At 45.6% G+C, this 259-nt stretch carries 1 protein-coding gene; it reads right to left on the minus strand.

Translation table 11 applies throughout. The features are described from left to right. A partial coding sequence (locus tag SB719_RS21025; protein WP_412159866.1) for a glycerol-3-phosphate transporter domain protein occupies nt 1-136 on the minus strand: 136 nt, incomplete at its 3' end. Between the last annotated feature and the right edge of the window lie 123 nt (nt 137-259).

Raw genomic sequence — 259 nt, forward strand, 5'->3', positions numbered from 1 at the left:
TACGAACCAAATAGTAAGCCGCATAGCCAAAGAATATCCCCAGGAAAATTTGCCAGCGCAATCGACGATAAGTCGGATCGATCTCCGCGGCAGGTAAGCGCGCTTTGTGTGGCGCTGGTTTAAAAATACTCAACATTGATAGCCTCCGTGGCCCGTGGTCTTATTTATGATTAACAGCCTGATTCAGTGAGAGAACCTGCCGTTTCTTGAGTTGCCGCGATGTTAAGAAAACATTCATAAATTAAATGTGAATTGCCGC

The sequence above is a fragment of the Pantoea sp. SIMBA_079 genome (assembly GCF_046940275.1).
Taxonomy (GTDB): Bacteria; Pseudomonadota; Gammaproteobacteria; order Enterobacterales; family Enterobacteriaceae; genus Pantoea; species Pantoea borealis.